We start from the raw sequence: 23432 nt of genomic DNA, 5'->3' as shown, positions 1-23432 counted from the left end.
CGGTGCGGCCGGGGCAGGGCGGTTGCTACTCCGCCACCTTGAACTCGGTCCGGCGGTTCATCGCGCGGCCCGTCTTGGTGCTGTTGGGGGCAATGGGCTGCGTCTCGCCAAAGCCCACGGCCTGGATGCGGCCCGGGTCGATGCCGCGGCGGAGGAGCTGCGCCATGACGGCGTCCGCGCGGCGCTGGGACAGCCGCAGGTTGGAGGCGTCGTTGCCCATCGAGTCGGTGTGGCCCTCGATGCGGATGCGCTTGATCCACGGCGCGTCGCGCAGGGCCTGCGCCACGTCGTCGAGCACCGCGGTGCTCTGCTTGCCGTAGATCTTGTGCGAGCCGGAGCTGAAGAGGATCTGCTTCTTGATTTCAATCCGGTCGCGCTTGATGACGACCATCTTGTACTGCTTGGCGCAGCCGCGCTCCTCCTGGACGCCCGGCTCCTCGGGGCATGCATCCAGCCGGTCCACGATGCCGTCACCGTCGGTGTCCTTGTCCGGGCAGCCGCCGTTCTCCGTCGGGCCGGCCTCGTTCGGGCACTTGTCCTGGACGTCCGGCGTACCGTCGCCGTCATTGTCCAGGTCGGGGCAGCCGTCCTCGTCCTGGAAGCCGTCCTTGTCCTCGGGCTCGTCCGGGCACTTGTCGTCCACGTCGAGGACGCCGTCACCGTCCTTGTCGACGATGGGGCAGCCCAGGTTCTGCATGGGGCCGGCCTCGTTGGGGCACTTGTCGGCCGTGTCGACGATGCCGTCGCTGTCGTTGTCCAGCTCAGGGCAGCCGTCCTCGTCCTGGAAGCCGTCCTTGTCCTCGGCCTGGTCGGGGCACTTGTCCTCGGAGTCGATGATGCCGTCGCCGTCGCGGTCCTTGGGCGCCTCGGCCGGGCAGCCCTGGTTCTCCGGCACGCCGGGGGTGAGCGGGCACTTGTCGTTGCCGTCCAGCACGCCGTCGTTGTCGTTGTCCGGGTCGGGGCAGCCGTCCTCGTCCTGGAACCCGTCCATGTCCTCGGCCTGGTCGGGGCAGGGGTCGTCCTTGTCCAGGATGCCGTCGCCGTCGCTGTCCGTCTCCTCGATACGGACCACCACTTGCGGCTGTTGCGGCTGCTGGGGCTGTTGCGGCTGCGAAGCCTCCGGCCGGTCGCGGACCAGCACCGGCGCGGGCCACAGTTCTTGGAGAGCTCCAGCGCGCGGTTCACCGCGGCGTCGGCGGTGCGCGCGTGGGTGTCGGCGCGGCCGCTGTTGCCCTGACTCAGCTCGCCACGGGCGAAGTCGAGGTGGGCCTCGGCGGTGGCCAGCTCCACGGGCGCGCAGCGCAGGGCGCCGCTACGGCGGGCGCGCTCCACGTTGGCCGCGAGCACCTCCGTGTCCGCGCGAATCTTGCTGCCGCTGACACAGGAGAGGGAGAGGAGGAGGGGAAGCAGCGTGACCAGGGAAGGACGCGTCATCGGGAAGCGCTCGGTCATCACGGGTTCGGAGTCCGGCCGCCGGGCTCGGTGCTTCCGGCCACGGCCATGGCCTTCTCGCGGGCCTCGTTGGCGTAGCGGGAGGCCTTCACGGCGAAGTCGACGCCGGCTTGATAGTCGGAGTACCCCACCTCCTCGCGGGCCTTGCCGATGTACAGGTTGGCGGCGGTCCACTCGTAGGGCGCGAGCTTCTCCGCCCCGGCGGTGCGCGCGGCCTGAATCTGCACTTCAGCGTCGAGGATGTTCGCGGTGGACTTCACGGGGCCGCACGCGGTGAGCGTCCCCGACACCGCCACCAACGCCATCAGCTTCTTCATAGGGTGGCGCCTTGAGAGAGAGGTGAAACCTGGCGGTCGTATCAATCGCTCCCTGGAGGGTCAAGAATCGGGCAGACGTGCCGGCCGGGGAACCGGGCATGTGGTGGGACTTTGACGGCCGGCGCCGCCCTTGCCATCGTCGGGGGCCCGTGCCTCCGTCCGTCCGACTCGTCCTCCTGCTCTCGCTGCTCCTCCCCTGGACCGCCCTGTCCGGACCCGCGTCCGCCGCCAAACGGAGCTCCCGGCGCGCGGACACGGACGCGGTCATCCAGACCGTGGTGCAGGGGGCGCCGTCCCCGCGGCCGTCTCCCGCCTGCGTTTCCTGCGCGAGGAAGCCTACGCGGCCCGGGAAATCGCCTCCACGCTGCGCACCGTCCACGAGGAGCGGCTGCGCCGCAACCTCACCGCGGTGCTTGCGGGGCTGGGAACGCGCGCCGCCGAGCCCACCCTTGCGGGCCTGGCGTCGGATGAGGACAGCGCGGTGCGGATGTATGCCGCGCAGGGCACGGCGAAGCTCAACAGCCGGCATACCCAGGTGCTGGTGCCGCTGCTGGAGGACAAGAGCAGCGGGGTCCGCCGCGAGGCGGCGCGGGCCCTGGGCGCCTCGCGCAATCCGAAGATGGGCGCCCTGTTGGTGAAGACCGCCCGGAAGGAGCCGGAGGTGGAGGTGCGCGCGGCCCTGCTCGCCGCCGCGGGAGAGGCCGGGGACGCCAAGCAGGCGTCGGCCCTCAAGGAGTTCCTCGCCAGCGATTCGGAGAGCACCCGCTTCGCGGCGGCGCGTGGCCTGTGCCGGCTGGGCGCGCCGGAGGGCTTCGCCTTCGCGGGCAAGCTGCTCGGCTCGGACGACCGCTTCGTGCGCCGGCAGGGCCTGGAGCTCTACGAAGGCGTCAGCGCGAAGAAGGCTGCCCCCGCGCTCAAGCCGCTGCTGGAGGACAAGGACCGCGCGCTGGCCGCCAGCGCCGCCCGCATCCTCCACGAGGGCGGGGACGCGTCGATGTTGGAGTGGCTGGTGCTGGCGTCGTGGAACGCGAAGTCCGACGAGAAGCTCGCGTACGAGCGGGAGCTGGAGACGCTCCAGCTGCGTGACGACCGGCGCAAGGCCATCCTCCGCAAGGCGGGTGTCGCGCAATGAAGGTTGTCGCGGTCCTGGCCGCGGCCCTGCTGTCGCAGGCGCCCGCGGTCCCCACGCCCCCGGAGGACGTGGACACCCGGCCCGGTGCCGAAGTGCTCCTGGAGTCGCCCTCGGCGTCCAAGCAGCTCGCCACGGCCCGTCCGGTGAAGCCCAATGGCTGGGTGGGGCTCAGCGCGGAGGCGCGCGCCGCGCTCGTGTCGGAGGACGCGGACGCGCCGCTGGCCGGACGCCTGCTGCGGATGAGCGAGCGCTTCATCAACACACCCTACGTCCTGTCGCCGCTGGGCGAGGGCCAGGGCGTCGACCCCGACCCCACCTTCCGGCTGGACGCGGTGGACTGCCTCACCTTCGTGGAGCAGTCGATGGCGCTGAGCCTCGCGGGCAGCGAGGACGAGGTGGCGCCGCTGCTCGAGCGCATCCGCTACGCGAGCTCGCCCACCTATGAGGACCGCAACCACCTCATGGAAGCGCAGTGGCTGCCCAACAACATCCGCAAGGGCTTCCTGACGGATGTGACGCGGCGCTACGCGGGGGATGACGCCGTCACCGTGACGAAGTCGCTGACGAAGGTCACCTGGCAGTCGCGCTCGTCGCAGGCGCTGGGCCTGCCCAAGGCGCAGCAGGTGGTGGGCACGTACCCGCTGAACATGCTGCCCCTGGAGCGGGTGATGGCGCACGCGCGCGACATCCCCTCGGGCACCATCCTGGTGGTGATGCGCGAGGACCTGCCGCTGAAGGCCACCCGCATCACCCACCTGGGCTTCGTGGTGCAGCGCAAGAAGCGCACGTACCTGCGCCACGCCTCACGCGGCGGCTACAATCGCGTGGTGGACGAGGACCTGGAGACGTTCCTGGCCCGCAACGGCCGCTACTCGAAGTGGAAGGTGACGGGCGTCAGCCTCTTCGAGCCACGCCGCCCCGATACGGCGAGCGGCGGCTCGGTGGCGCGCCCGGTGCCCTGAGCGCGTTCAGTAGGCCGGTGGCGGCACGGCGGGGGATTCGGTCTCCCGCTCCTCGGCCTCGGCGGCAGGGGATTCGGTCTCCCGCTCCTCGGCCTCCGCGGCGGCGGCGGCCTCGTCGTTGGTGGCCAGCTCCCGCAGGCGCTCCTGCTCAATCAGCGTCGTGGCTCGGACCTGCTGGTCGGCGGGGACGTGGATTTCCCACCAGGGCAGCACGTTGCCGGTGGTCAGCTTGTCCACGACACCCGAGCGGCCCGCGCGCACCAGGACGGGGATGTTCGCGTCCTGGAGGAGCTGCGTGTAGACCTCGGCGGTGAAGGGGTCCTCCGCGGAGCCGGCCCGGACGAAGACACGGGTATCCAGCTCATGCGGGAGCGGCAGCCCCCTGCTGCGCATCTCCTCCGCGCTCACGAGGAGCGGGTTGCCTGGACAGTCAGCACACGCGTTGACGCTGTCCTGATACTCGGAGCCGCACCTGGCACAGTATTTCATCGCCGTCCCTCCAGCCCGTGGGTGTCTGGAGGAAAATAGTAGGTCCGGGGGGCCGTGGACGGCACCCGGGGCTCGTCACTTCGTTCAGTGTCGTGCTTCGTCGCCCAGCCTGCACACCGCGGCGCTGAGGCGCTCCACGTCGATGGGCTTGCGCAGCACCACGTCACAGTGTTCAGAGCCCTGCACCTGTGTGTAACCGGACACGAGGATGACGCGGGCCCGGGGTTCGCGCTCCTTGACCTTCTGCGCGAGCTCGGTGCCGCACATGCCTGGGAGGGATTCGTCCGTCACCACCACGTCCGGGTGCTCGGCCTCGAACATCTCGAGGCCGGCCAGGCCATCCGTGGCCGTCTTCACGTCGAACTCCGACTCCAGCAGCTCCGCCAGCAGCTCCCGGCTGTCCCCGTCGTCCTCGACCAGCAAGACCTTGATTCGTTCAGCGCCCATGCCCTTGAGAAACCCGCGCGGCGGTGGGGATTCGTCCATCCCGGATGCGAGCGCTTCGCTGCCCACCCGGCCGGAGAGCAGGGGAGCGTCAGGCGGGCTCCATTAATGGGCAGGGGGTGGCTCACCACCGGGCGTCAGGCTGCCCATCTTTGGGCTCGGAGGAAATGCCATGAAGGTGTTGCTGCGTGGAGTGCACCTGAACCTGTCGGATGCTCTCAAGTCGTATGTCGACGAACACCTGGTGCGCCATATCGAACGGTTCGCGGATGACGAGGCAGCGGAAATCGACATCTCGCTGGTGGACACCAACGGGCCCAAGGGCGGCATGGACAAGGAATGCCGGGTCACGGTGCGACTGCCCGGGCTCTCCTCGGTGCATGTGACGGAGACGGCGGACTCGTTGTTCCCCGCCATCGACGCATCGCGTGACCGGTTGGAGACGAGCCTCAAGCGCATGCTGGGGAAACGGCGCGACGTTCATACCAACGGCCTGCCCGAGGACGTGGCGGCCGACGTTCCCACCTACTAATCGCGGTTGGCAGCGGCAAGAGCCCGGCCCCTCAGGTCGTACACCTGGCGGCCGGGCTCGTCGTGTCCAGTGCCCGAATCTTGCTGGGGCCGAACGGTGAACGCTATAAGCGGAACCCTTCAACCTCGGGCTAAAAGGACGGCGATGGTCCGCCTCAAGTTCCTCGTCTTCGCATTCCTGGTCATCGGACTGGGCGTTGCTCATCTGCCGATGCTGTCGGGACCGCTGCGCGAGCGCGCCGTCGCCGGTGCATCGGCCCAGGCTTCCGCGGGCGCCGCCGAGGTGGCGCGCCGTGTGGATTCTCGTCGTGCCGAAGTGCAGTCGCTGGCGCTGAAGCTCGCGGCCATGCCGGAGGTGGTGTCCACCGCCGCGCCGCCGCTTCCGGAGCCGCCCGCGCCGCGCAACCCGCGCGAGCGTGAGCGTGAGCGCGCCGAGGTGGATGCCACCGCCGCCCGCGCCTTCACCGCCGAGCGCTTCGCCGCGGTGCGCAGCGCCGTCGAAGCCTTGATTCCCCAGGAACTCAAGGGCGCGGTGGTGGCCGTGGTCGCCCAGGACACGCAGTTTCACGCGGTGGCCGGGGCCGAGCCGTCCTCGGACGCGGCGAAGCTGGACGTGGTGAGCCTCGTCAAGTCCGGGGCCAGCGTGGTGGATGCCTTCGGTGCGCCGCATGCCTTCGCCGCGGTGCCGCTGTCGTGGAACGCCGGAGTGCCGGCGGTGACGCTGGTGCTGGGCGCGCCGCTGCTGGACGAGGGCGGGCTGGAGGCCGCCGTCCAGGCGTCGGGCGCGGCCGCGCTGGCGCTGGTGAAGGGCGACGCGCTGGCGGGCGTCGCCGGTCCGCAGAAGCTGCTGGCGGAAGGCTCGCTGACGAAGGTCGCCGCGAATGCCTCGGGCGTGGTGCTGAGCACGGGCAAGTTCCTGGAGCTGGGCCCGGTGGCGCTGCCTGTCTTCACCCAGAATGACCCCCTGGGTGGGAACGCGCCGTTGATGGTGGGCTCGCGCCGCGCGCTGGCCGGCACGCCGCTGGAGGTGCTCGCCATCGCCAGCACGCAGCCGGTGCTGGGCACGCTGGCCGCGTATCAGCAGAACGCGCTGTTCGCCCTGGCGGGCCTGCTGGGCCTGAGCCTCCTGTGGACGCTGATGATGGGCTCTGGCCGCAAGGCGGCTGACGCGGAGGCGTCCAGTGGCAGCTCCGACACGCTGAGCCTGTCGGCCGCCATGGCCTCGGCGCCCGCAACGGCCGCCGTCACGCCGCCGCCGGCCCCTGTGCCCGCCGCGGACCCGTTCGCTTTCGCGCCGCCGCCCGCCGCTCCGGCCCCCGCCGCGGATCCGTTCGCCTTCGCGCCGCCGCCCGCCGCTCCGGCCCCCGCCGCGGACCCGTTCGCCTTCGCGCCGCCGCCCGCCGCTCCCGCGCCTGCCGCCGACCCGTTCGCTTTTGCTCCTCCGGCCCCCGCGCCCGCCGCCGACCCGTTCGCGCTGCAGGCGCCGCCGCCGTCGGGAGACCCGTTCGCGATGTCGCGCCCGGCGCAGGCGCCGGTGGGCGACCCATTCGCGTTCGCCCCGCCGGCTCCGCCTCCAGTCCCCGCAGCGGACCCGTTTGCCTTTGCCCCTCCGGCGCCCGCGCCCGCGGCGGACCCCTTCGGCTCGGCCGAGGCGTTCCCGTTCCCCGCGCCGCCGCAGCAGCCCGCGCACGCGGGGGCGATGCCGTTCGAGTCCTCACCCGAGTCCTTCGGTGGGCCCGAGCCGCTGTCGCCCGCCTCGCCTCGCCGGGGCGCGTTCGCCTTCGAGGACCAGCCCACGGCGGCGTACTCGCTGCAACAGGCGGCGGACCCCTTTGCCCTGGCGGCCTCCCAGGCCGCACCGGACAGCCCGGAGACGACGCGCGTGGCGGCGATTCCGCGCGAGCTGCTCCAGGCCAGCGCGCGGCCTCCGACGTCGGACGCCATCCCCATGCCGCCGCCGCGCTCCGCTCCTCAGCCCGCCGCGATTCCGCTGCCGGGCCTGGGCAACTCCGCGGTGGCGCTCACCGACGAGCAGCACTTCCAGGAGGTCTTCCGCGAGTTCCTCACCACCCGTGAGCGGTGTGGCGAGGCGGCCGACGGCCTGACGTACGACAAGTTCGTGCAGAAGCTCCGCAAGAACAAGGAGCAGCTCGTCCAGAAGTACGCGTGCAAGACGGTGCGCTTCCAGGTCTACGTGAAGGAAGGCAAGGCGGCCCTCAAGGCCACGCCCGTCAAGGACTGAGCCCGAGCGCGGCCCTGGCCGCTGCTGAAGCGCCGAAGGCCCGTGGTCTCCTCGAGAGGCCGCGGGCCTTCTCGTTTCGGACGTTCGCGCGGGCCGCCTTCAGAGCCCGTGGTTATAGAGGCCCGCGGAGGCGTTTCATGCACAACGCGGTCTACCTGGGGATTGCCATCGTGGCCGAGGTGGTGGCGACCTCGGCGCTCAAGAGCTCCAACGGCTTCACGCGGCTGGCGCCGTCCATCCTCGTGGTGCTGGGCTATGGCGTGGCCTTCTTCTGCCTGTCCTTCGCGCTGAGGACCATCCCCACGGGCATCGCCTACGCCATCTGGTCCGGGGCGGGCATCGTCCTCGTCTCCGGCGTGGCGTGGCTCCTTCACGGCCAGCGGTTGGACGTCCCCGCGCTCGTGGGCATCGGGCTCATCCTGGCGGGCGTCATCGTCATCAACACCTTCTCCAGGTCGGCGGCGCACTGAGGCGCTTGGCGGAGCTCGCCCGGGAGATGTCGTTGATATCTGGAGGGGGACGATGCAGACGCGGTACGTGCCGAACCTCACGGGGATTCCGGAGACGATGCTCTGGACGCTGCACTCCCGGGCAGGGGAGGCGAAGCGGCCGGACGGCGTCCTGAACGACGCGGAGGCGCTGCGCATCTACGGCGCCATCGACTACGACTTCGAGAAGTCCTTTGGCCGCGCGGAGCCGTCCCTCGCGATTCGCGCGGCGGAGATGGACCGGACCATTCGCGCGTGGCTGGCCACGCACCCTGACGGCTTCGTGGTGTCGCTGGGAGAAGGGTTGGAGACGCAGGCGCATCGGCTGGACAACGGGCAGCTGCGCTGGCTGAGCGTGGACCTTCCGGAAGCCGTGGCCATCCGGGAGCGCTTCCTCACGCCGAACGAGCGGCTGATGCACTGCCCGGTGAGCGCCCTGGACCGCGCATGGATGGACCGCGTGGACGCCAGCAAGGGCGTGTTCATCGTCGCGCAGGGCCTCTTCATGTACTTCGAGGAAGACGACGTCCGTCGGCTCATCGTGGACATCGCCGAGCGCTTCCCGGGCGCCGAGCTCCTCTTCGACACGATTCCCCGCTGGTTCTCGCGGCGCACGCTCAAGGGGCTGCGCCGCACCCTCGCGTACCAGCTGCCACCCATGCCCTGGGGCATCAACCGCGACGCGCTGGAGGCGACGCTGCGGCGGTGGGCGCCGCGAATCCGCCGGTGGAATTGAAGCCCTACACCTTCCCGCGGGGCTTCTTCCGGTACGGCTACCACGGTCTCAACATGCTGCCCTGGGTGAAGGAGCGGTTGCCCGCGCTGGTCCACGTCCGCTTCGCGGAGCGCCGCGTCTGAGTCAGGCCGCGCGCGGCAGCACGAGGCTGAAGCGCGCGCCGTGGCCGGGCTCTCCGCCAAGCTCCAGCTTGCCTCCGTGCTCCTGGAGGATGCGCGAGGCGATGGCCAATCCCAGGCCGGTGCCGCCGTCCTTGGTGGTGAAGTAGGGCTCGAAGATCCGGGCGCGGTGCTCCAGGGGAATGCCGGGGCCGCTGTCCTCCACCTCGACGATGGCGTCGGCTTCGGTGGAGCGCACGCGCACGCGCAGGGTGCCACCCGTGGATGCCATGGCCTCCTCGGCGTTCTTCACCAGGTTCACCAGCACCTGGGTGAGCTGGTCGCGGTCCGCCCGCGCCACCACGCCCGTCTGGAGCGTGGGCAGAATCTGGATGCCGGCCGGAGGCGTGGCGTACAGCGCCAGCACGCTCTGCGCCAGCTCGCCCAGGTCCACGGGCGCCAGCTGCGGCTTGGGCATCCGCGCGAAGTGGCTGAACTCGTCGACGATGCGGCGCAGCCGGTCCACTTCCTCCAGCACCACGCCCGCGCTCTCCTTGAACATGTCGGGGAAGCGCGGGTGCTTCGCTTCTTGCGCGGCCTGGAGCGTCTCCAGCGACATGCGGATGGGCGTCAGCGGGTTCTTGATTTCGTGGGCCAGTCGCCGCGCCACTTCCTGCCACGCGGCGATGCGCTCGCTGGCCATCAGCCGCTCGGTGGTGGCCTTCAGCTCGGACGTCATGCGGTTGAACGTCCGCACCAGCTCGCCCACCTCGCCGCTGGCCTCCACCGTCACCTGGGACTCCAGCGCGCCTTCGGCCACGCGCCGGGCGCCCTCGGTGAGGGCCTCCACCGGTCGCGTCATCCACCGGGACACCAGCAGGCCCAGCAGCACCGCGAAAGTGCCGCCCAGCGCCGCCAGCAGGAGGAAGGCGCGCATGACGCCCTGTTCCGCTTCACGCGCGGCGGCGCGGCTGAAGACGAGCCGCACTGTGGCCGCTTCTCCCAGCGGCAGCGCCTTCGTCACCGTCGGTGGTTCGGCCGTGCCCGCGCTGGCCAGGGGCGTGTCACCCGCCAGCAGCGTCACCTGCGTCTGGGTGAGGCGGGCGGTGCTGCGCCAGGCTCTCATCGAGCAGCACGCCGCCCACGGCCCACAGCCGCAGGTCCCCGAAGTCCACCGGGCGCGCGGTGACGAGCGCCGGAAGCTGACGGAGTCCGGAGGCCGTGCGCACCTCCACGCGCACTGGCACGGGCCGGGGTGACTTCTGCTGGGTGACGGCGAAGAGGGCCGGGTCCGGGTCTCCCCGGCGCGCGGGCAGGTGGCCGGAGGAGAGCACTCTTCCTTCGCGGTCGAAGAGGGCCAGCACGCTCAGGCCGCGACTCTTCATCAGGGCCTCGGCGGTGCCGGCCTGGATGGCGCGGGTGGGGCGGTCGCGGGCCTCGCGGGCGGGTCCTCCATGCTGGTGCTGTCCACCAGCTCCTCCACCGCGCGGCGGGCCGTGGCGCTGGAGCGCTCCAGGGACTCCTGCGCGGAGGCGGTGGCGGCCTCCATGCGCGCGTCCAGCTCGCGCGACAATGTGTCGCGCAAGCGGGTGAGGGTGGGGGCACGACGACCGCGAGCGGAACCAGGGCCAGCAGGGCGAAGGCGAGCGCCAGCCGCGTCCTCAAGCGCATGCCGTTCTCCTCAAGGACGTCCTCCCATCGCCGTCCCCTCCGGTGGAAGCACGTGCAGTCCGTCCAGCGAGGGGAGGCCTTGTGCATCCATCATCACCCCGCCCACGTCCGGAGCGAAGCGCATTCCCAGCCCCTGCACGTACAGGGGGACCAGGGGCACGGACGCGGCCAGGGCCAGGCTCGCTCGCGCGCCCGCGCGTCCCGCGCAGCGGAGGATGCAAGCGCGCCGATGGCGGGCAACTCCACGCCCAGCAAGTCCTTGCGCCCACCGGCATCCAGCACCACCGCCAGCGCAGGCCCGGGGATGGGGGGCAGCAGCAGCGCGTGCAGCATCAGCTCGAAGTCGCCCTGGGCCCAGCGGGCGCGCAGGGCCGCGCGCGGGAGCGCCTCCAGCGCCACGGTGTAGCCGCGCTCGTGCAGCTTCACCTGGATGCGCTCCGCCACCGCGCGCTGGTCCTCCACCGAGGCGTCGTAGCGCAGCGTCACCGTCCGCGCGGGGCGCGCCGACGGCGCGGACGGACGGGGGCGCGCGGGCGCGTCCAGCATCACCGGCGGGAGCAGGTGCGGCATGGGCTGCGCGGGCGCCTGGACGAAGAGTCGGGTCAGGTCCTCGCGGTCGATGGCGCTCTCCACGGCCTGCCGGAAGTCCGGGGGCAGCCGCCGTGGGGAGAACGCCAGGAAGGTGGCGTAGAGCGGCGCGCCGGCCGTGGTGTCCGTCTCCGACGCGACGCCCAGCTCCACCTGGACCTGCCGGGACGACCACAGCCGGGAGAGGCCGCGCTGGTCCGTGGCGGTGAGCAGCAACCGGTCCAGGTACGGGCGCCCCTGGGGCCAGGCCGTCTGCGCTTCCAGGGCCCCGCGTCCCGCGGCGGTGAAGGGGCCCAGCGCGTTGGGGGCGGCGGGCGGCGCCAGCGCCGGATGGCACAACGCGTGCTCGAGGTCCGGCCAGGGGTAGGCGAGCGTCAGCTCCAGCGTGGCGCCCTGGGGCGTCACCTGCCGCGCTTCACCGCGCAGCGGATGGAAGAGGGCCCGGTACGGGGATGCGCCGTCGTTGCTCGCCAGCCGCATCCATGCACGCGCGAGCGCGGTGGCGGACGCGGGGCCGGGCAGGGTGATGCGCAGGGACTGGGGCGTGGGGCGTGACAACTCCCGCGCGAGCGCGGGCTCGAAGCCGCCGTCCCGTGTGGCACGGCACACCGGTGGGGAAAGCAGCCCCAGCAGCGTTGCTTCCAGGGGCGTGTCGGCCAGCGCGGGCTCGGCCACTTCCGGCGGGCCGCCATGGGCGACGCGCAGCTCACCCCCGTAACGAGGACGGCCGGCCGCCTGCGCGGACGCGGACGCGAGCAACGCGAGGCAGGCAAGGGTGGAGCGGAGTCTCATGGCGCCCCCTGGCGCAGGAGGAACAGCTCGCTGGTGCCGTCCGGCTTCCAGAGGCCCACGATGACCTCGCGGCGCTTGTCGCCGTCCAGGCGGGCCGTCACCACGTACAGCGCGCGGCCCGTGGGCAGGGCGCCCTGCCACAGCGGTTCGTGCGTGCCGGGGTCGTCCCCGGAGGTGCCGTGCACGCGCAGCACATCAGGGGCGGGGGTGAGCTGAGTCGAGGTGGTGATGAGCTCCGGCACGCCGTCCCCATCCAGGTCTCCCAGCGCGCTGCCGGCGCCCAGGTTCGTCCAGCGCGACGGTGCCGCGCCCGCGTGCGCGTAGAAGGCCGCGGTGCCATCCGGGTGGACGAACAGCATCCGCTGGGCATCCATGCTCGCGGTGGTGAAGGGCGCGGGCACCGTCAGCGCGCGGCCCTCCGCCAGCTTCAGGGTGGGCGCGAAGGCTGTCTGTCCCGGAACGAAAGTGCCTCGCTCGGTGGCGCCCAGCGGCGCCGTGTCCAGCGTCCCCACGGCGCGCAGGGTGGCGCGGGCCTTGTCCAGCGCCAGCAACTCGCCGTGCGCATGGCGGGTGCTCCACGCGGCCAGCCGGGGGGCCCGGCAGGAACGCCAACGCGCCAAAGGGCTCCCGGGTGGTGGCGCTTCCAGCAGGCAGGGAGTCCAGCTCCTTGCGCGCGACGAGCCGCCCCTCGGCGTCGAAGACGGAGACGTCATGCTCCGTCAGGGCCACCACTTCATCCCGGCCATCCCCGTCCAGGTCCCCGGCGGCGAGCGCCGCCAGGGGATGCTCCAGTCGCGCCAGCGCCGCGCCCAGCAGCCGGATGCCTTGAGGGCCCGTTTCCGTGGGCGACGTGGGCGAAGTGCCTGCACCCTCCAACGCGAGCGCCAACACGGTCGGGTCCGCGGGCACCGTCTCCACCAGCGTGGCGGCGGGCTTGGGCGGCCGCGTGGGCGTGCGGCCGGACCAGAAGTTCACCCAGGTGCCAATCACATCACCTCGGGCGCGCAGCGCGCCGCCTTCGACGTCCAGCGAGAGCCGCACCAGCGTCCGGGCACCTTGCGCGCGCGCCAGCGCCTCGGCGGCATCGGCCGTGGGCGCCTCCAGCACCACGGGCGGCAGGCCCGCGGAGGAGAGCTGCGAGGCGAGCATCGTGCTCACCGCACGGCGGAGCTCGGCCGAGCCGCCCGTGACATTCACCGCCACCGGCGACTCCACGCCACGCTGCGCGCGCACGGCCCCCGTCACCTGCCGGGCGAGCCGGGGAATGGCGGCGGTGGTGGTGTCGGACGCAGGCGCCGCCGGCGCCACGAGCGTGGCCAGCACGGGGGCGAGCAGCAGGGCCCGGGCGGGGCTCACAGTCCCCGCCTGTTGCCTTCGTCGAGGAAGAACTGGTCGGTGGTCACCTGTCCCGGCGGCGGCGCCTCCGCGGTGGGCTGCGTGCCTTCGAGGAAGGGCTCCAGCCGGCCCGGGACGGAGTTGCCCGCCAGCAGTCCGCTGATGGGGTCGATGCGCACTTGCACGACGCCGGGGGAACCTCGAACTCCCGCGTGGGCAGTCCTTCGTGGGCCACGCGCATGAACTGGAGCCAGATGGGCAGCGCGGCGCGGCCACCCGTCTCACTGCCGCCCAGCGGCGCGTTGTTGTCGAAGCCCACCCACGCGCTGGCCACCCAGTCCGCCGTGTAGCCGGAGAACCACGTGTCGCGGGACTGCTGCGTGGTGCCCGTCTTGCCAGCGGCGGGGCGCTCCAGCGCGAGCACGGCCCGGCCTGAACCGTCCTCCACCACGCTGCGCATCAGCGACGTGGTGAGGTAGGCCACCGCGGGCGGCAGCGTCTCCTCGAAGGCCGGCTGATGCTCCTCCAGCACCTTGCCGCGCGCGTCGCGCACGCGCAGCAGCATCAGGGGCTCCGCATAGCGGCCACTGGCCTGGAGCGTGGCGTAGGCGTTGGCGGCCTCCAGCATCGTGACTTCACCGGTGCCCAGGGCCAGCGTGAGGTTCTCCGGCAGCGGGGAGTGGATGCCAGCCCGGCGCGCGAAGTCGATGGTGGTGGCCGGGGTGAGCGCTTCGATGAGGCGCACGGACACCGTGTTCTTCGACTTGGTGAGCGCCTCGCGCAGCGTCATCGGCCCGTGGAACTGGCGGTCGTAGTTCTGCGGCTTCCACGTCTTGCCCGTGTACGGGTCGCGGACGGCTTCGGGGGCGTCATTGACCTTGGACAGCGGCGTGTAGCGGCCACTGCCCATGGCGGCGGCGTAGAGGAACGGCTTGAAGGACGAGCCAGGCTGCCGCTTCGCCTGCGTGGCGCGGTTGAAGGACGAGCGCTCCGCGTCGTAGCCGCCCACCAGCGCCACCACGTGCCGGTTCTCCGGACGGATGACCACCAGCCCGCCCTGCACCTCGGGCACCTGGTCCAGCGTCGCTTCCACGAAGGCTGGCGCGGGTGGTGCCTTGAGCACGCGCACGAAGACGAGCTGCCCCTCCGTGAAGACGTCGGAAATCTTCTTCGGCGCGCTCTTGCCCTTCTGCCGCGCCCAGGAGACGGTCGTGAAGGCCACTTCGGCGGTGCGGCCCACCAGGTCCACGCGCGCCACGTTGCGCTTGTCGTCCACCTGCATGACGTAGCCCGTGAGGCGCAGGCCTTCCTCCATGGGCTTGAGGCGCACGGACTGCGCCAGGAGTTGGTCCGCGGAGAGGGGCGCCTCGTCTTCGGGCGACAGGTCCGGCCGCTGCTCCTCGGTGCCTTCCTCTTCCAGCGGGTCCAGGGGCGCACCCGCGGTCTCGGGCGTCTTCGGCTCTTCCTTCTCCACCTTCGCCAGCGTGGACAGGTCCGCGACGTAGCCCTGGTCCTTCTGCCGGCGGCCCGCCTCCTCGATGCGCGTGGCGATGAGGGCCCGGTAGCGCTCCCACTGGCCCTTCTCCAGCGCGCCACGGGGACCGCGGTAGCCCTGGCGCCGGTCCACCGCCTCCAGGCCGTCACGCACCGCCTGCTCCGCCGCGAGCTGGAGCTTGGGCACCATGGCGATGTCCACGCGCAGCCCGCCCTCCATCACCGCCTGCTCGCCGTAGCGCGCGATGAGCGTGCGGCGAATCTCCTCCGTGTAATACGGCCCCACCACCTTGCCCCGCCGGGGAGCCAGGACGATGGGCTTCTCCTTCTCCGCCTCCGCGACGTCCGCGGACACGAAGCCGTTGCGCGCCATCTGGTCCAGCACGTAGCGCTGACGCGACTTCGCCCGCGTGATGTTCGTCACAGGGTTGATGCGGTGCGGGAGCTGCACCGTGCCCGCGAGCACGGCGGCCTCGCCCACGTTCAAGTCCTTGGCGTGCTTGCCGAAGTAGAAGAGCGCCGCCTCCTCCATGCCGTAGCGGCGCTGCCCGTAGTAGGACTGGTTGATGTAGAGCGAGAGAATCTGGTCCTTGGTGAGCGCTTCCTCCACGCGTGGCGTGAGAATCCACTCGCGCGCCTTGCGGGAGAAGCTGCGCTCAGGGGACAGCAGCAGGTTCTTCACCACCTGCTGGGTGATGGTGGACGCGCCGGACTTGCGGCTGTTGGGGATGAGGTTCTTGATGGCCGCGCGGGTGATGCCGAAGAAGTCCAGGCCCTCGTGCTTGTAGAAGTCCGCGTCCTCGGCGGCCAGGAAGGCGTTGCGGACGTGGGGCGGCAGGTCCTCCACGCGAATCAACGTGCGCCGCTCGTGCGCGAACTCGGCGCAGAGCGTGCCGTCGCCGCACGTCACCTTCGTCACCTGCGGCGGCTGGTAGTTGCGCAGCGCGTCCACGGAGGGCAGGTCCTGGCTGTAGTACGCGTAGCCGCCCGCCAAGGTGATGGCGCCGAGCACCAGGCACACGAGGCCGGTGATGAGCAGCCGCTTCGTCCAGCGCCACAGCCGGGCACCGAACCCCGGTCGCGAAGGCGGCGCGGGGGGAGTGGGTGTGGAGGAATCAGGCGAAGAGGGCATCTGGGGAGCCGTGGTCATTGCGCTGGAAAGAAAGTCCGCAGGTTAGACCGGGGGACCCCGAACGGGAACCGCTCTGGAGGCCCGCCCGGCGCAGGGCCTCCAGGCAGGAAGGCGCTACCGGGAAGCAGGCGCCTCTCCCTGGGTGGGTCGCGGCTGCTCACGCACCGTCCGGGCGCCGGCCATGTCCGCGTGGGCCGTGCGGCGCATCCGGTCCGCGTTGACGCGGGCCTGGACGTAGCGCGGTGACAGGTGCATGGCGGCGGCATAGGCCGCCCGGGCCTCCTCCACCTGTCCGAGCCGCTCGTAGGCCACGCCCAGGTTGTTGTGCACATAGGCCACGTGCGGGAGCAGCTCCGCCGCACGGACGAGCACATCCGCGGCCTTCTGGGCTTCTCCGGCACGCAGGTAGGTGAGGCCCAGGTTGTTGAGGGCGTAGCCGTGCTCGGGGTGGAGGTGGACGGCCTGCTCGAAGCGCAGCATCGCTTTCGCCAGCGCACCCTGCGCCAGGTGCGCGCGCCCGAGCACCTGGTAGGCCTCCACGTACTCGGGATTGCGCAGCACGGCTTCCTCGCCCACGGACACCGCTTCGGCATGGCGGCCCAGGGACACCAGCAGCCTCGCCTGACGCACCAGGGGGCGGGCATCCAGGGGAAGCAGGCGGCCGAGCTGGGCATGGGCACGCACGGCCAGCTCCGTCCGGCCCGTGAGCCCGGCGAGCTCCGCCGCCAGCGCCAAGGCGGCCACGTCGTCGGGGGCGTCATGAATCGCACGGCGGCACTCGGTGAGCGCGCCAGCGAGGTCGTCCCAATCGCGCAACAGGTGGGCCCGGCTCAAGTGGTCCACGCGCCGTCCATGTCTGTGTGGCAACGCGAGCTCGGCTTCTGGCGCGATGTTCGAACCTTCCGACGCGGCTCCGGACGCGGCGCCGAGGCGCGCGATGCTGATGTCTCTACGCGGCGCGCGCGGCTCGAGAGCCGGCGGAAACGCGGCGGCGTCTCCCCGAGGACTGGCTTCATCCGGCGCCGCGGCGTCCGCGTTGGACGTGGACTGCTCCTCCGCGGCCAGCCACGCGCGCAGCGCCCGGGGCAGCGGCGCATCCGCCCACGCCAGGGCCAGTCCGAGCACCACGAGGCTTGCCAGCACCAGCGCGCGCCGCACGGAGGCTGGCGGGCGGAATCGGGTGTGGGACGTGGGCTTCGTGTGGGTGCGGCGCATGGCGGCGACCTCGACTGCTGGCGGAGCTCCCGGGACGGGGACTCCGGGGCGCCGTGTGCCGGCCTCCCACCCGGCGTCATTGCGACTGGCGTGCCACGCATGCTCCCAGAGGGACGGAGGGGGCTGTGTGGCCCTGTGGCCACAGGGCCGGGGAAAAGCATGGCGGGGGGCGCGGGCGGCATGCGACGGTCCGCGCGATGAAGATCGCCACCTGGAACGTGAACTCGGTGCGGGCCCGTCAGGAACGGCTGCTCGCCTGGTTGAAGAAGGCCCAGCCGGATGTCCTCTGCCTGCAGGAGCTCAAGTGCGTGGACGACGACTTCCCCATGGAGGCCGTGCGGGAGCTGGGCTACCACGCCGCCGTCCACGGGCAGAAGACGTACAACGGCGTCGCCATCCTCGCGAAGGAGGAGCCGAAGGACGTCGTGAAGGGCCTGTCCGACGGCGTGGATGATTCGCATGCGCGCCTCATCGCGGCGACCGTGGGCGGCATCCGCGTGGTGAGCGCGTATGCGCCCAATGGCCAGTCGGTGGACTCGCCGCAGTACCAGTACAAGCTGGAGTGGTACGGCCGGCTGCGGCGCTACCTGGACACACGGCACAAGCCCGACGAGCCCCTGGTGCTGGGCGGGGACTGGAACGTGGCGCCCGAGGACATCGACACCTATGACCCGAAGTTGTGGGAAGGCCAGACGCTCTTCACGCTGAAGGAGCGGGATGCCCTCCAGCGCCTGGGCGCCTTCGGGCTTTCGGATGCCTTCCGCAGGCTGCACCCTGGCGTTCAGAAGTTCACCTGGTGGGATTACCGCATGCTCGGCTTCCCGAAGAACCTGGGCCTGCGCATCGACCACCTCTACGTGACGGCGCCCGTGGCCGAGCGACTGACGGTCGTGGACGTGGACCGCGAGGAGCGCAAGGGCAAGCAGCCCTCGGACCACGCTCCCGTGTGGCTCGAGCTGCGCGACTGAAGCGGTATTCGCGAGCGGCCATGTCATCGCTGGCATGGCCGCTCTCCACGAGCACCAGGCACGTGGTGGGATTCGTGCGATGCTCCAGGACCGAAGGCCATGACGACGCCCCCGCCCGAATCGCTGCCGTTTCCCGACAGCCTTTGCCACCGCTGCGCCGCGCCACCTCGCTACGTCCAGTCGAGGACCACGACCTTCATCCTCTGCCCGCTGCTGCCTCAGAAGTACCCGCCGCAGCCGGTCCGCGCGTGCGCGCTCTTCAAGCCGAAGCCGCCGGAGACGCCCCCGGTGTCCCGCTGACGCCGGACTCGATATTCCAGGAATCCTGGGCCCATCCTGAATGCCGGGCGCCCCGACTTCCGGCAGGGTAGATTCCGCGCTGTGTCCGAGGAGAAAAACCGGAGTGCGCCACCCGAGGGGACCGATGCGACGTTGCTATCGCCGCACCCGCGTCCCGCCATCACCGACGTGACGGAGGGCGCGCTGTTCGCCGGGCGCTATGTCCTCGAGGAGTTGGCCGGGCGCGGTGGAATGGGCGCGGTGTACCGGGCGCGGGACACGCTGGTGGGCGACGTGGTGGCGTTGAAGCTGCTGGAGCTGGGCGCCTCGCCCGCGCCGGAGTGGCTGGAGCGCTTCCGCCGCGAGGTCCGTCTGGCCCGGCGCATCACCCATCGGCACGTGGCGCGGACCTTCGACCTGGGCGAGCACTCGGGCCGCCTCTACCTGACCATGGAGTACGTGGCGGGAGAGAGCCTTCAAACGTTGATGGAACGCGAGCACACGGTGCCTCCCGCGCGGGCGGCGCGGCTGGTCCTGGCGCTCTGTGAGGGCCTGGCGGCGGCGCATGCCGCGGGCGTCGTGCACCGGGACTTGAAGCCGGCCAACGTCCTGGTGGAGGTCCGTGGCCGCGTGGTGCTCACCGACTTCGGCATTGCCCGGGCATTGGCGGGCGAGGGGGCTTCGCGCACGCAGGGACTGGTGGGCACGCCCATGTACATGGCGCCCGAGCAGTTGGAGAGTGGCGAGGTGGATGCCCGCGCCGACCTCTACGCCACGGGCCTGGTGCTCTACCAGTTGCTCACCGGAGCGCCTCCGTTCGCCGGTGATTCGCCCATGGCCGTGGCCGTGGCCCGTTTGAGGCAGCCGCCGCCCGATCCACGCCTGCTGGCGGCGGTGCCGGATGCGCTGGCGGAGTTGGTGCTCGCGTGCTTGTCGCGTGAGCCCTCCGGCCGGCCGCGGGACGCGGCCTGTGTGGCGGATGCGCTGAGGCAGTGGCTTGGTTCTGTCGGTGAGGCCATCGAGCCCGAACATGCTCATGGCACGTCCACGCCACAGCCCAGCGGTTTCAGCCACGCCTCGATGTCCTCGGGCGGACTGGTATCTCGCACGCCGTTGCGCCCTGATGAGCAGTCGCTGGCGGTGCTGCCGCTGCGCTTCCTGGGTGCTTCGGACCAGGCGTTTCTGGGCGACGGCGTGACGGAGGCGCTCATCGACGTGCTGTCGAAGACGCGGGGGCTCCGGGTGCAGAGCAGCGGTGCCACGGAGCGTTTCCGGCAGGAGCGGGACCCTCGCGTCGCGGCGCGCGAGCTGGGCGTGGAGTTGCTGGTGGATGGGACGCTCCAGGCCGCGGGCAAGACGGTGCGCGTGACGCTCCGGGTGGTGGAGGGCGCGTCGGGCACGCAGCTGTGGAGCGGCCGTTTCGACGATGCGGATGACGACCCATTCCAGCTCCAGGACCGGCTGGGGCAGCGTCTGGCGGAAGCCCTCCGCGGCGAGCTGACCATCCTGGCCTACCGCTCCACCGTGCCAGCGGAGGCCCTAGCCCTCTACCGGCAGGCGCTCTCCCGGATGCTCGCGCACTCGATGACGCGGGAATTGAAGGACGAGGTCATCACGCCGCTCGAACAGCTTCACGACTCGGTGCCTGGCTTCCCGCACGCGGCGGCGCAGCATGCGGTGGCGACGCTTCGGGCGGGCTTCATCAGCACCCTGGCGGACGAGGTTGACTGGGATGCCCTGGCGCGGACCAGCCTGGAACGGGCCCGACAGGTGGCGCCGGAGCTCGTGGAGACGAAGCTGGCCCAGGCCATCCTGGCCACCCGCGAAGGCCGGTGGCGGGACGCGGTGGTGGCCTTGCGCACGGCGCTCGATACGGCTCCCACGTTCGCGCCCGCGCTCCAACTCCTCGGCAACCTCCAATGTGAGGCGGGGCGCGCGGATGAAGGCCTGCCGCGCTTGAAGCTGGCCTACGCACTGGAGCCGGCCATGGCCATCTGCCTGGTCGAGGTGGCGCGTTGCAGTGCGCTGCGTGGCGACGATGCGACCTACCAGTGGTGCATGGCGCGTCTGAACAGTCAGCCCCTGCTGGGCATGGCGGTCCTCATCCTCCGCATGCGGGTCGCGGCCTGGAGGGGCGACATGGACGACGTCCGCCAGTGCCGGGACGCGTTGAACGAAGACCCGAGCCACATGGCCTCCTACGTGGCCACCTACTGCTCGGCGGCGCTGGGCGAGGTATCGGTGGAGGCCGCGATGGCCACCCTGGACGGCATGCTCACCCGGCAGCAGGTGAACTCGCGCTTCGCGTCGATGGTGTGTCAGCTCGCGGCGGAGCTGATGTGCATCCGGGGCGCGCCCGCCGAGGCGCTGCGTTATCTCCAGCAGGCGGCGAACCTGGCGCTCATCGACCTGGAGTGGATGGACCGCTGCCCGGCGCTGACGCCCCTGCGCGCGCAGCCCGGCTTCGCGGAGGCGCGGCGCAAGGTGCGCTCCCGCGTGGAAGCCATCTGGTCCGCATGACGCGCTCCTCGGCGCCTGTCCGCGCATCCCCGTGACGGCGGGGCGCTGGACGTAGCGCGCGGGGGATACCAGCTACTGAGGCATGCGGCCGTGCTTGCACTCCACCAGGAACCCGTGGAGCGACTCCTCTGACAATTCGTGCAACAGCAGCCGGAAACCCCCGCGCGCAACACCCGCATCGGCTTGACGCTGGCGGACACGTCGTCCCGCCAGGGGCCCGGTGCGTGTCTCGCGCTGGGCTTCGGGCCTTCGCTGCCGGGTGGAGGATGTGCCGCCGCGAGAGTATCAGTTCGCCAATTTTACAAGGAGTGGGGGTCTAAATTGATTTCAGCAATTTACATGGAGAGGTGATTGACCCTGAGCTTCGCGCTCGGGCACGCTTTGAGTCCATTCGCCAGCGTTGCTCGGAGGAAGCCCGTGTCTGTTCAGAGTCCAGGAGAGCCAATCCGGCCCACGGCAGAAATGCTGGATGGCGCGATTGGCGCGGCGGTTGCCGCACTGGAGCAGCTTCCCGTCGCGGAGATGCTGGCTTCCACGGGAGCGGGCGTTCATTCGGTGGACTCGCCGGCGGCGGCAACGCTGGTTCTCCTCGCGCTGGCTGAGAGTGAGGGGGCTGCGAATGCGCATGGGGCGTCCTGCGTGCGGCGGCTGCTCTCCAGTCGCGCGTCGACCGGCTTCTGGCGTTTCTCCCCGGATTCGGCACGGTCGGAAGCGGGGGAGTCGGCCCGCGCGCTGGTGGCGTTGAGGCAATGGAACATGCCGCTGGACCCACCCTCGGCGCTCGCTGCGCTCCTGTCGCGCGACGCAGCGAGGGCGCCTGGCCAGACATCGTCCGAGTCAGGGGCGGCGGCCATCGAGGGCGTTCCTCCTGAAGCGGACGTCGCCACGACCGCGGACCTCCTGCTCCTGGCGGCGCACGAAGGGCGATCGCTACCGGGCCGCGCCGCGCTTGTTTCCGAGAAGGTTCGAACCCAGGGGCTTCTGGGCTGCGCACGCGGCGAGCCCGCGGTTTCGCCTTTCCTGCTGGGCTACCTGCTGACGCGCTGGGTTCGTCACGTGGGTGACCACTGGCAGCTCGCGGTCCCCCTTCGGGCAGAACTCATTTCGCTCTGGGAGAAGGGGGAGGTGCGCGGCGCGGTGAATGTCGCCCTCGCGATGAGCGCCCTGATGAACCTGGGGCGCCCCACGGACGTCAACCTCTTCGAGCGGACGTTGGATTCCATGGCGTCCCTGCTGCTGAGCGAGCAGAGCGAGGAGGGGCTCTGGCCCGTGGCGCCGCTGTACGAGGCCGAGGACGTCGTCTACGGCTCGCTCGAGGCATCGGCGGCGCTGTGTGTCGAAGCGCTCGTTCGGTACGTCCGAATCGCGCGCATCGCGGCGGACCGGACCGACAACTTCCTCCCGGGGGCGCTCCCGCCTCGGTCGGGCACCTGGAAGGAGACGTTGGCGGCCTTCGACGATGATTATCCGCCCGCGCTGTTTTCTCCCGAGTCGCGAGCCCGCCTGCTCGCGCTGGGCGAATGGCTGCCCGCGGCGCTGGAGGGCGATGGGGGCTTCGAGGTCCGGTTGCTGGAGGGGACGCCTCGGGTGGACTTCATCCTGGGGATCAAACACGACGGTCAGGAGCTGCTTGCTGGCAGGCATCCCCACTCAGAACTCCCAGCGCCCTTGTTCGCCGCTCCCGAGTGGCGGCGCATTCGCGACTTCGCGCGAGCGTGGGCTGAGCCGGGCGGGCTGCTCGACCGGGAAGTCGACGCGTTCTGGCTGGAGTTCGACCTGGATGCGCCAGTCGCCTCGCCTCCGCTGCCCATCGTGTTCCTCTGCACACGGGACCAGCCTGTCGCCGTCAACGAAGCGCTCCATCGGCAGAAGTCGGATACCTACCGCGCGACGCTCCACGCGGGGCTTCCGCTCTTGCGTGGGGATGAGGCGCCGCTCACGCCTGAGCTTCAGCGGGGAATGGATGTCTGCATCGAGGCGCTGCCTCCCGGTGCACACCTCTATGCGGCCTGCGTGATGATGTCGCGGCGCAGCAAGAACCTGCGCTTCACGCTCAAGAACGTGCCTCCCGAGCGTGTGGTGGCGTACCTGGAAGCCGTGGCGTGGCCAGGAGACTTCCAGCAGCTGCGGGACACCCTCGCGTGGGTCCTCCCGCTCGGCGTCAATCGCTTCATGCTCAACCTGGACCTGGCGCCGCAGCTGTTGCCGACGCTGGGGCTCGAGTGCTCGTTCCAGGGACGTGCGCAGCCCGCCGAGGAGCCCCGGTGGCAACGCCTGCTCGACGAGCTCGTGACGCGGGGGCTCTGCGCACCCTCACGGCGTGACGCGCTGCTGGCGTGGCCGGGGCGCACGCAGGTCAACCTGCCCGCTGGCTCGGCCACGCGAGAGAGTGTCTTCGATAAGCGGCTCGCGCACGTCAAGCTGGGCTTGACGGGGGCCCCGGTGATTGAGGCCAAGGCCTATCTGGCCACGCATCGCACGTCCGAGCTGCTCCGGCCGCGCTGAGTCGTCATCCCCGGAGCCTGCATTGACGCTCGGGGATATGAA

At 71.2% G+C, this 23432-nt stretch carries 17 protein-coding genes and 5 pseudogenes; 11 read left to right on the top strand and 11 right to left on the bottom strand.

The features are described from left to right. Positions 1–25 precede the first annotated feature (25 nt). Both QEG98_RS28295 and QEG98_RS28290 read right to left on the bottom strand, forming a co-directional pair. Positions 26–1434: pseudogene (locus QEG98_RS28295) on the bottom strand (OmpA family protein). Positions 1435–1451: 17 nt separating this feature from the next. After that, positions 1452–1769 (bottom strand): DUF4398 domain-containing protein, encoded by a 318-nt coding sequence (locus tag QEG98_RS28290; RefSeq protein ID WP_011555164.1) that lies wholly within the window; start codon positions 1767–1769, stop codon positions 1452–1454. Between the two features lie 77 nt (positions 1770–1846). Here QEG98_RS28290 and QEG98_RS28285 point away from each other — a divergent pair. Together QEG98_RS28285 and QEG98_RS28280 are read left to right on the top strand one after the other, a co-directional pair. Further along, positions 1847–2901, top strand: a pseudogene (locus QEG98_RS28285) (HEAT repeat domain-containing protein). After that, entirely contained in the window at positions 2898–3863 is a 966-nt protein-coding gene (locus QEG98_RS28280) for an N-acetylmuramoyl-L-alanine amidase-like domain-containing protein (RefSeq protein ID WP_090491729.1), read from the top strand. Before QEG98_RS28285 ends, QEG98_RS28280 begins: the two are co-directional and overlap by 4 nt. Before the next feature lie 6 nt (positions 3864–3869). On the opposite strand, the gene QEG98_RS28275 is transcribed toward QEG98_RS28280, so the two are convergent. After that, a complete protein-coding gene (locus tag QEG98_RS28275) occupies positions 3870–4352 on the bottom strand; it encodes a DUF2007 domain-containing protein (RefSeq protein ID WP_090491728.1) in 483 nt (160 codons plus the stop codon). Positions 4353–4436: 84 nt separating this feature from the next. Then, positions 4437–4799: a response regulator gene (locus QEG98_RS28270; RefSeq protein WP_026114334.1), complete on the bottom strand. Its 363-nt coding sequence runs from the start codon at positions 4797–4799 to the stop codon at positions 4437–4439. Positions 4800–4968: 169 nt separating this feature from the next. Between QEG98_RS28270 and hpf the strand changes: the two genes are divergently transcribed. The 5 genes from hpf to QEG98_RS28245 all read left to right on the top strand — a co-directional run bounded on the left by hpf (position 4969) and on the right by QEG98_RS28245 (position 8915). After that, positions 4969–5328 carry a ribosome hibernation-promoting factor, HPF/YfiA family gene (hpf, locus tag QEG98_RS28265; protein WP_090491726.1) on the top strand — a complete coding sequence of 120 codons (360 nt, stop codon included), beginning with the start codon at positions 4969–4971 and terminating at the stop codon, positions 5326–5328. Between the two features lie 144 nt (positions 5329–5472). Continuing rightward, positions 5473–7569 carry an MXAN_5187 family protein gene (locus QEG98_RS28260; RefSeq protein WP_316563516.1) on the top strand — a complete coding sequence of 699 codons (2097 nt, stop codon included), beginning with the start codon at positions 5473–5475 and terminating at the stop codon, positions 7567–7569. Between the two features lie 137 nt (positions 7570–7706). Beyond that, positions 7707–8039 carry an SMR family transporter gene (locus QEG98_RS28255; RefSeq protein WP_316563515.1) on the top strand — a complete coding sequence of 111 codons (333 nt, stop codon included), beginning with the start codon at positions 7707–7709 and terminating at the stop codon, positions 8037–8039. Positions 8040–8091: 52 nt separating this feature from the next. Further along, the gene (locus tag QEG98_RS28250) at positions 8092–8793 is read left to right on the top strand and encodes a class I SAM-dependent methyltransferase (protein WP_316563514.1); all 702 of its coding nucleotides are present in this window, start codon (positions 8092–8094) and stop codon (positions 8791–8793) included. After that, the gene (locus tag QEG98_RS28245) at positions 8784–8915 is read left to right on the top strand and encodes a hypothetical protein (protein WP_316563513.1); all 132 of its coding nucleotides are present in this window, start codon (positions 8784–8786) and stop codon (positions 8913–8915) included. Before QEG98_RS28250 ends, QEG98_RS28245 begins: the two co-directional genes overlap by 10 nt. Position 8916: 1 nt before the next feature. Here QEG98_RS28245 and QEG98_RS28240 read toward each other — a convergent pair whose 3' ends face one another. The 7 genes and pseudogenes from QEG98_RS28240 to QEG98_RS28220 all read right to left on the bottom strand — a co-directional run bounded on the left by QEG98_RS28240 (position 8917) and on the right by QEG98_RS28220 (position 17118). Next, positions 8917–10017, bottom strand: coding sequence for a sensor histidine kinase (locus tag QEG98_RS28240; RefSeq protein WP_410477856.1), 1101 nt, complete (start codon positions 10015–10017; stop codon positions 8917–8919). After that, entirely contained in the window at positions 9956–10276 is a 321-nt protein-coding gene (locus QEG98_RS42265) for a hypothetical protein (protein ID WP_410477855.1), read from the bottom strand. Before QEG98_RS42265 ends, QEG98_RS28240 begins: the two co-directional genes overlap by 62 nt. Further along, on the bottom strand, positions 10276–10476 hold the full coding sequence (locus tag QEG98_RS42260; protein WP_410477854.1) for a hypothetical protein: 201 nt from the start codon (positions 10474–10476) through the stop codon (positions 10276–10278). The genes QEG98_RS42265 and QEG98_RS42260 overlap by 1 nt, the downstream gene beginning before the upstream one ends. A gap of 96 nt (positions 10477–10572) precedes the next feature. Next, positions 10573–11942 (bottom strand): annotated as a pseudogene (locus QEG98_RS28235) (ABC transporter substrate-binding protein). Then, positions 11939–13298, bottom strand: a pseudogene (locus tag QEG98_RS28230) (FG-GAP repeat domain-containing protein). The pseudogenes QEG98_RS28235 and QEG98_RS28230 overlap by 4 nt, the downstream one beginning before the upstream one ends. After that, positions 13295–15921 (bottom strand): annotated as a pseudogene (locus QEG98_RS28225) (penicillin-binding protein 1A). The pseudogenes QEG98_RS28230 and QEG98_RS28225 overlap by 4 nt, the downstream one beginning before the upstream one ends. A 96-nt stretch (positions 15922–16017) precedes the next feature. Then, positions 16018–17118: a tetratricopeptide repeat protein gene (locus QEG98_RS28220; RefSeq protein ID WP_316563511.1), complete on the bottom strand. Its 1101-nt coding sequence runs from the start codon at positions 17116–17118 to the stop codon at positions 16018–16020. Between the two features lie 197 nt (positions 17119–17315). On the opposite strand from QEG98_RS28220, the gene xth reads away from it, so the two are divergent. From xth to QEG98_RS28200, 4 genes are all read left to right on the top strand, one after another. Then, on the top strand, positions 17316–18086 hold the full coding sequence (gene xth / locus QEG98_RS28215) for an exodeoxyribonuclease III (RefSeq protein ID WP_011555149.1): 771 nt from the start codon (positions 17316–17318) through the stop codon (positions 18084–18086). Positions 18087–18185: 99 nt separating this feature from the next. Beyond that, complete coding sequence (locus QEG98_RS28210) at positions 18186–18386, top strand: hypothetical protein (RefSeq protein ID WP_011555148.1); 201 nt, start codon at positions 18186–18188, stop codon at positions 18384–18386. Between the two features lie 81 nt (positions 18387–18467). Beyond that, a complete protein-coding gene (locus QEG98_RS28205) occupies positions 18468–20885 on the top strand; it encodes a protein kinase domain-containing protein (protein WP_316563510.1) in 2418 nt (805 codons plus the stop codon). 462 nt (positions 20886–21347) lie between these two features. After that, positions 21348–23390, top strand: a complete 2043-nt coding sequence (locus QEG98_RS28200) for a hypothetical protein (RefSeq protein WP_316563509.1) — start codon at positions 21348–21350, stop codon at positions 23388–23390. Positions 23391–23432: the final 42 nt, after the last annotated feature.

Source organism: Myxococcus sp. MxC21-1, assembly GCF_032612255.1.
Taxonomy (GTDB): Bacteria; Myxococcota; Myxococcia; order Myxococcales; family Myxococcaceae; genus Myxococcus; species Myxococcus virescens.
This window is presented reverse-complemented; position numbering and strand designations above follow the sequence as displayed.